Raw genomic sequence first — 6,565 nt, forward strand, 5'->3', positions numbered from 1 at the left:
CCCACGCGGCGGAGCCGCAAATGTCACAGCCCCGCGCCCCTAGGGCGCGGGGCTTCACGTCGTCGGGTCGTGCCTCAGGCGCGCCACCAGCGGCGCCGTGCGCTCGTCGAAGGCCGCGATGTCCAGTGCCGTGCCGAATTCCTTCTGGAACGTGCCCGTCGCCTCGTCCACGATCGTCCGGCCCCGCTCGGTGATCATCGCGTACGTACATCGGCGGTCGCGTTCGCTCACCGCGCGGGTCGCCAGGCCGCTGGTCTCCAGGCGGGCGACGAGGCGGCTCACCGTGGACTGGTTGAGGCCGATGGAGTCGGCGAGTTCCTGCATCTGGACGCCGTCGCTGCCGCCCTCGGCCAGGGTCGACAGGGCCGTGAACTCGGACACGGAGACGCCGTGCTGGCGCGTGAGCCTCTTATCGAGGGAGCTGGACAGCACACTGGTCAGCTGGGTCAGCTGACGCCAGAGCTCCAGTTCGCCGCGCTGGCGTCGGCCAGAAGCAACCATGACACTCTCCGCAACCCGCATGGCCGACGGATTACCGGCCTGTAAGGGAAACACTAATGCTTTCACAAGCATGTACCAAGCGGGAACCGGCCGTATCCGGGACAAGCGCGTCCGGATCACACCCCGAAGGCGCTGCGGTACTGGGCGAAGCGGAACCCGAGCTGCCGCCGGGAGAGGCCGAACTCCTCCGGCTCGAAGTGCCGTGAGCCACGCGCCGCGACGGCCGCGCTGCGGGCCAGCTCCAGCATGTTCCGCTCGACCGCGGGCGCCATCGGCAGCCCGATGAACTCCGCGACCCGGCGCAGCGTCTTGTCGGTGTCCCCGACGACGTCACCGTGGCGCAGATCGAGGACCGCGTCGTCGCCGACGGCCGTACGGGCCTCCTCCGAGGCCGCGAAGTACCGTTCGAGCCGGGCCGCCCACTCGGGCCCCACGTCGGCGGGGTTGCTCGCGAACGACCAGGCGGCGCGCTGCGACCAGGCGATGCCGGCGGTGGCGGCCAGCAGGTCGGCGGGGTCCCGGTGGAGCCGGATGACCCGGGCGTACGGATAGACGCGCAGCAGGTCGCGCAGGTGCGGTGCGTGGAACGGGTCGCGCAGGACCAGGGCGCCACCGCCGGTGCGGTGGGTGACGTTCTGGAGCTGGCTGCGGTGGAAGGCGTACGCGGGGACCAGGTCCTGTTCCTCCAGCCAGTCGGCGTACCCCGGCACCCGGTAGGGCATCGCGAGGACCGGGCTGTGGAAGGCGTTCGCAAGGAGCCAGTGACAGGCGGCGGGGCGGGTCGCCTCGCGGAACCGGCCGACCGCGCGCCCGGCGGTGACCCGGGCGCCGGACGCGGCCCGGGCCCGGCCGAGCGCGATCAGGGAGCGGCGCTCGTCCGGTGACGTCAGGGCGGAGGCGGGGTCGAGGAACTCCCAGAGCGTGGGCGCGTCGACGCCGGGGTGCTCGGCGAGCAGGTTGTGCAGCAGGGCCGCCCCGCTGCCGGGCATGCCGGTGATGAACACGGGGGCGTCGAGGGCGGCGGACGACGGCGGCCGCAGGCACGCCATGCGCTCCTGCACCGCGAGGGACGATCTGATGCGGGAACCCGCGACGGAGACCCCGTCCGGGGTCAGCCGCGCATGGGAGTTGAGCGATTCGACGAACCGCTCCAGGGCGCGCAGGAAGGGCAACTCGCGGACTCCTGTGCCCGCGCACCCGCCCGCCGGGTGGACCAGTTCGTCCAGGTCCAGGTGGACGGCGTAGCCGACTTTGTGCTGCCTCATCAAGACCCCTCAGTCACGCGAGAACCGAGGGAAGCAGAACGCTGTCGACTCCCCCCAGTCGACGACATAAAAGAACCTACATGCCGGTTTTTGAATCGACAAGTTTCGGCCGTCATGCGGACGGGGGCGGATTGATGCCCTGGTTTGCTCGCTTTCGAACGCCTTAAATCGAGAAAATACGGTTGAACATTTTACTAAATCTGGTTTCATAAACCAGCACGCCCGTATCTTTTTAGTGTTACCCACAAGGGGGTGACGGGGAGGGTTACGGACAAAGGGGCCTGCCCCTCCACCGAACAGTGGTGGAGGGGCAGGCCCGTGACGCGTGGAGCCGTCAGTCGCGCGAGCGGGTCGCGCCCACCGGCGTCGCCTCCTCGGCGGCGCGGGCGGCCGGGACGGCGGCGGGACGGGCGTCCCGGCGCTCGCCGCGCGGCTTGCTCCAGTGCTTCATCATCGGCATCTCCACGTACTTGAAGAGGAGATGGCCGAGGATCAGGCTGAGGACCGCGCAGGCCGCCCAGAGGCCGAGGCCCGCGGCGAGGCCGTACGGCTTGCCGTGCAGGAACTTGGTGCCGTAGATGATCACGACGCCGTGGATCAGGTAGAAGGCGAACGACACCTCGCCCAGCCAGGTCATGACCTTGCCGCGGAACGGCGAGGGCTGGTCCTTCACGTCGGCGACCGCGGCGGCCGGGATGAGCAGCGCGATCGGGATCAGGCAGACCGCGTTGAGGCCGTAGAGCCACGGCACGTTGAGCGCGACCGCGTAGCCGACGATCAGCAGGCCGAGGGCGTGGACCATCTTGACGTTGATCCAGCGGTCGGTGAGCACGATCCGGGCCATGATGATGCCGATCGCGAACTCCAGCATGCGCACCGGCGGCAGCAGGTAGACGAACCAGGCCTGCTTCACGCCCACCGGGAAGCCGTTCGGCATCGGTGGGTCGGACGGCAGGACGGCGTACGAGAACGCCGGGATCAGCATGACGATCGCCGCGAGACCGGCCGCCCAGCCCCACAGGTGCGCCGGGTCGATCTTCTTGATCCAGCGGTGCAGCACCGGGAAGCAGAGGTAGAACACGACCTCGCAGGCCAGCGACCAGCTCGGCGGGTTGATGCCGAAGAAGGTGTTGTAGTCCGGGATCCAGGTGTGCACCAGGAGGATGTTCGGCAGCCACTGCTTCCAGGTGGCGGTGGCCCCCGCGAAGAGCAGCATCGACAGGGCGAACGTCACCACGTGGTTCGGGTACAGCTTGACCAGGCGGCGGCGCATGAAGCGGCGGGGCGTGTCGCCGGGGCGGGCGGACCACGTCAGGACGAAGCCGCTGAGGATGAAGAAGAACGAGACGCCGACCCAGCCGCCCTTGCTGAACAGCCACTCCGCGTCGTCCGCGAAGTCCCCGCCGAACGGCGTGAAGTCGGGGAGGGAGACGTGGAAGAAGAACACCATCAGGGCGGCGATGAACCGCATTCCGGTGAGCGAGGGCAGTCGTGACAACCGCGCCCGTCTGGCCTCGGCATCCCGCTCGGCTGCCTTGACGGTCATGAGGAATCTCCTTGCTCTGTCGGGGCGCACCGCTGCTGGGTGCGACACGTGTGAAGTCGTGCTGTTGCGCGGGCGCGAGCGTGCGGCTCCTCACCCATGAGTGGTCAGGAGCTCGGTCGTTTCTCGGGTGCCTTCCACGCCGTCCGGCGTCGCGGCCCCGGCGCGGACCTTGAGGTGCCAGGCCAGCGCGGTCAGGGCGGCGGCCGCGACGAGCGCGCCGGCCGCCGGGGCGACCGCGCGCAGGCCCGCCGCGTCGATGACCCGGCCCCCGTACCAGGAGCCGATGACGGCGCCGAGGCCGAAGGCGGACATGCTGACGGTCACCGAGAAGGTGGGGGCGTCGGAGGCTTCGGTGAGGGTGTACGTCTGCAGCCCGGGGGCCGCGACGAACGTCACGAAGGCGAAGGCGAACAGGGCGCCGGCGGCGAGCACCGGGTGCGGGCCGACCCACCAGAACAGCAGGCAGACCAGGACCAGGACGCCCAGGCTGCCGATCAGTGCGGGCAGCAGGGAGGGGGCCGGGATGCGGCCGCTGACGACGTTGCCGAGCAGCGAACCGACGCCGTAGGCGATCAGCAGCACCGGGATCGCCGACGCCGACCAGCCGCTCACGTCCTTGAGCACCGGGACCATGTACGTGATCAGGGTGAACATCCCGCCGGTGGCGAGCACCGTGATGAGGATGGACATCAGCACGCCGCCGGAGCGGAAGGCGCGCAGCTCGCCGCGGAGCGAGCCGGTCTCCCCCGCCTCGACGGCGGGCAGCAGCAGCGCGATGACCGCCGCACCGGCCGCCGACAGCACGGTGAGCGCGCCGAAGGTCGAGCGCCACCCCAACTGCTGCCCGATCAGGGTCCCCAGGGGCACCCCGAGCACCGTGGCCAGGTTGTAGCCGAGCACGATCGTCGAGACGGCGGCCGCCGTCCGCTCCGGCGGGACCATCCCGGCCGCCACCACGATGCTCACCGCGACGAAGGTGCCGTGGGTGAGCGCGCAGACGATCCGGGCCGCCACCAGCACGCCGTACGAGGAAGCGGTCGAGGCGAGGGCGCTGCCCAGGACGAAGACCGCCATCAGACCGATCAGCAGGGTCTTGGCCGGGACCTTGCGGGTGAACCCGGTGACCAGCGGACCGCCGATCATCATCGTCGCCGCGTAGACGGCCACCAGCAGTCCGGCCGTCGGGATCGAGACCCCGAAGTCGTCCGCCAGCTCCGGCAGCACCCCGCCGGGCAGCAGCTCGGCCGTCCCGATGCAGAAGACGCAGAGCGTCAGCGCCAGAAGTCTCAGTGGCACGGCCGCACCCCGTCCGGGCCGGTGGTTGTTCGCACTTGCTTCCCCTCCAAAGGGCTGGTGTTCGGTGGCGATGCTAGGCGCTCTCAATTCATGTGTCTACATTGATTTTGAAAGCAATCTTGGTGAGAATCAGGACCGATCCGCCCGAAGGAGTTGATGGCAGTGCCCCTGCAAGCCCCCGCGTTCTGCGTCCTGCTGGGCCCCGATCTCGCGGGAAAGTCCTCGGCGATGGCGGCCCTGCGACAGGACCCCGGCCCCGACGTCCACCGGCTGGTCTCCGCCGACGACGCGTTCCTCGCTCCCGAGCACGCGCTGATCGGAAGGCTGCGCCGGGAGGTCGTACGGGACGTGGCCGCGCGGGAGGAGCAGTGGTCGCCGGAGTTCTTCGCGGCGATGCTCCAGACGGCCGTCCTGCACCTGCGGGACCGGCTGCTGGACGACGGCGGCGGTGCGTCCGCGCCCGCCGTCGTCGACTCGTACTACTACAAGCTGCTGGCCAAGTGCCGGCTGGCGGGCGTGCCGGAGAACCCGATGTTCGCGTGGTGGCGCTCGTTCCCGAGGCCGCGGCGCGTGATCTACCTCGACGTGTCCCCGGAGACCGCCTGGCGGCGCAGCCGGGAGGGCGCGCGCCTCAACCGCCTGGAGCACTACGGGGAGGCCCCCGGCCTCGACGGCTTCCTGCGGTACCAGGCGGACCTGGACAAGGTCATGCGGGAGGAGATCCGGGACCTGCCGGTGACCGTGATCGAGGAACACACCGACCCGGAGCGGACCGTGGCGGCGATACGGAAGGTGCTTGCGCATGAACTCGGTTGAGCCGTGGTCGGATCCCGGGCGGGTCGAGCGGTACCGGTCGCGGGTGTTCGCCGAGCGGGCCCGCCTGCGGGCCGCGTTCGCGGACCCGGCCGGACACCAGCAGCGGGTCCTGGAGGACCTGCTCGCCTTCAACGCCGATACGGCCTACGGACGCGCCCACGGATTCGCGAGCGTGCGCACCCTGGACGACTGGCGCAAAACCGTCCCCGTCCAGGACTACAGCGCCCTCGCCCCCTGGATCGAGCGGGCAGCGGCTGGCGAGGACAACGTCCTCACCGCCGACAAGCCCGCCGTCTTCTTCACCAGCAGCGGCAGCACCGGCGCCCACAAGAAGATCCCCGTCACCCCCCGCTTCATGCGCACCACCTTCTTCCCCTTCTACTACGCGGCCTGGGCGCCCCTCATCGAGCACTTCCCGGACGTGCTGGCCCGCCCGGACGCCGTGCTCAACCTCAAGCACGACCCGATCGCCGCTCCCCCGGTGACCGCTTCGGGCAGGCCGCACATGGGGGCCAGCCAGGTCGACTTCGGCAGCCGGTTCGGGGAGCCGCTGTCGGCCGAGCCCGGCACCGGTGCGCCCTGGGCGACCCTGCCGGTGGCGGTGGACGCGGGCGCGCACCTGGACAAGATGTATCTACGGCTGCGGATGGCGGTCGAGAGCGATGTGCGCTGTGTCATCGGGATCAACCCGGCGATGGTCGCCGCCCTGCCGTACCAGCTGAACCTGTGGTGGCCGAGGATCCTCAAGGACATCCGCGACGGCACCCTGGACGGGCACCCCGGCCTGCTCCCCAACCCGCAACGGGCCCTGGAGCTCCAGCAGTTGACCCGCTGCCACGCCACCATCCGCCCGGCCCACATCTGGCCGAACATGCGGGCCCTGTTCTGCTGGACCACCGGCCTGGCCTCGCTCTACCTCCCCCGCCTGCGCGAGGAGTTCGGACCGGGCGTCACCCTCCTGCCCGCCCCCGTCGCCGCCTCCGAAGGCCCCACCGGCGTCGCCCTCGACCGCCACCCCACCGCCGCAAGCCTCGTCGTCACCGCCTCCCTGTACGAGTTCGCCGACGCAGACCAAGACCTCACCCCGGACACGCACACGCTCCAACCCCACGAGCTGGAACCCGGCCGCGACTACCACGCG

The 6,565-nt window shown here is 70.3% G+C and carries 6 protein-coding genes; 2 read left to right on the forward strand and 4 right to left on the reverse strand.

The window, feature by feature from the left end; all coding sequences use genetic code 11:
- Window positions 1–54: 54 nt before the first annotated feature.
- The 4 genes from IE252_RS23380 to IE252_RS23395 form a co-directional block, all read right to left on the reverse strand.
- On the reverse strand, window positions 55–501 hold the full coding sequence (locus IE252_RS23380; protein ID WP_229848743.1) for a MarR family winged helix-turn-helix transcriptional regulator: 447 nt from the start codon (window positions 499–501) through the stop codon (window positions 55–57).
- 116 nt (window positions 502–617) lie between these two features.
- Window positions 618–1,766: a sulfotransferase family protein gene (locus tag IE252_RS23385; protein WP_190091401.1), complete on the reverse strand. Its 1,149-nt coding sequence runs from the start codon at window positions 1,764–1,766 to the stop codon at window positions 618–620.
- A gap of 334 nt (window positions 1,767–2,100) precedes the next feature.
- Window positions 2,101–3,312 (reverse strand): acyltransferase family protein, encoded by a 1,212-nt coding sequence (locus IE252_RS23390; protein ID WP_190091402.1) that lies wholly within the window; start codon window positions 3,310–3,312, stop codon window positions 2,101–2,103.
- 90 nt (window positions 3,313–3,402) lie between these two features.
- On the reverse strand, window positions 3,403–4,608 hold the full coding sequence (locus IE252_RS23395; RefSeq protein ID WP_190091403.1) for an MFS transporter: 1,206 nt from the start codon (window positions 4,606–4,608) through the stop codon (window positions 3,403–3,405).
- 156 nt (window positions 4,609–4,764) lie between these two features.
- Here IE252_RS23395 and IE252_RS23400 point away from each other — a divergent pair, with 156 nt between their 5' ends.
- Window positions 4,765–5,424, forward strand: coding sequence for a dTMP kinase (locus IE252_RS23400; RefSeq protein WP_229848744.1), 660 nt, complete (start codon window positions 4,765–4,767; stop codon window positions 5,422–5,424).
- Window positions 5,411–6,565, forward strand: a 1,155-nt coding sequence (locus IE252_RS23405; RefSeq protein WP_190091435.1) for a GH3 family acyl-acid amido synthetase, incomplete at its 3' end; no start/stop codon positions are given. The genes IE252_RS23400 and IE252_RS23405, both read left to right, overlap by 14 nt.

Origin of the sequence: Streptomyces melanogenes, from assembly GCF_014649795.1 — a bacterium.
Lineage (GTDB): Bacteria > Actinomycetota > Actinomycetes > Streptomycetales > Streptomycetaceae > Streptomyces > Streptomyces noboritoensis.

Excerpts from the sequence above, each read along its gene's own strand:
- IE252_RS23380 (WP_229848743.1), bottom strand. The coding sequence starts at position 501 with ATGGTTGCTTCTGGCCGACGCCAGCGCGGCGAACTGGAGCTCTGGCGT.
- IE252_RS23385 (WP_190091401.1), bottom strand. The coding sequence starts at position 1,766 with ATGAGGCAGCACAAAGTCGGCTACGCCGTCCACCTGGACCTGGACGAA.
- IE252_RS23400 (WP_229848744.1), top strand. The coding sequence starts at position 4,765 with ATGGCAGTGCCCCTGCAAGCCCCCGCGTTCTGCGTCCTGCTGGGCCCC.
- IE252_RS23390 (WP_190091402.1), bottom strand. The coding sequence starts at position 3,312 with ATGACCGTCAAGGCAGCCGAGCGGGATGCCGAGGCCAGACGGGCGCGG.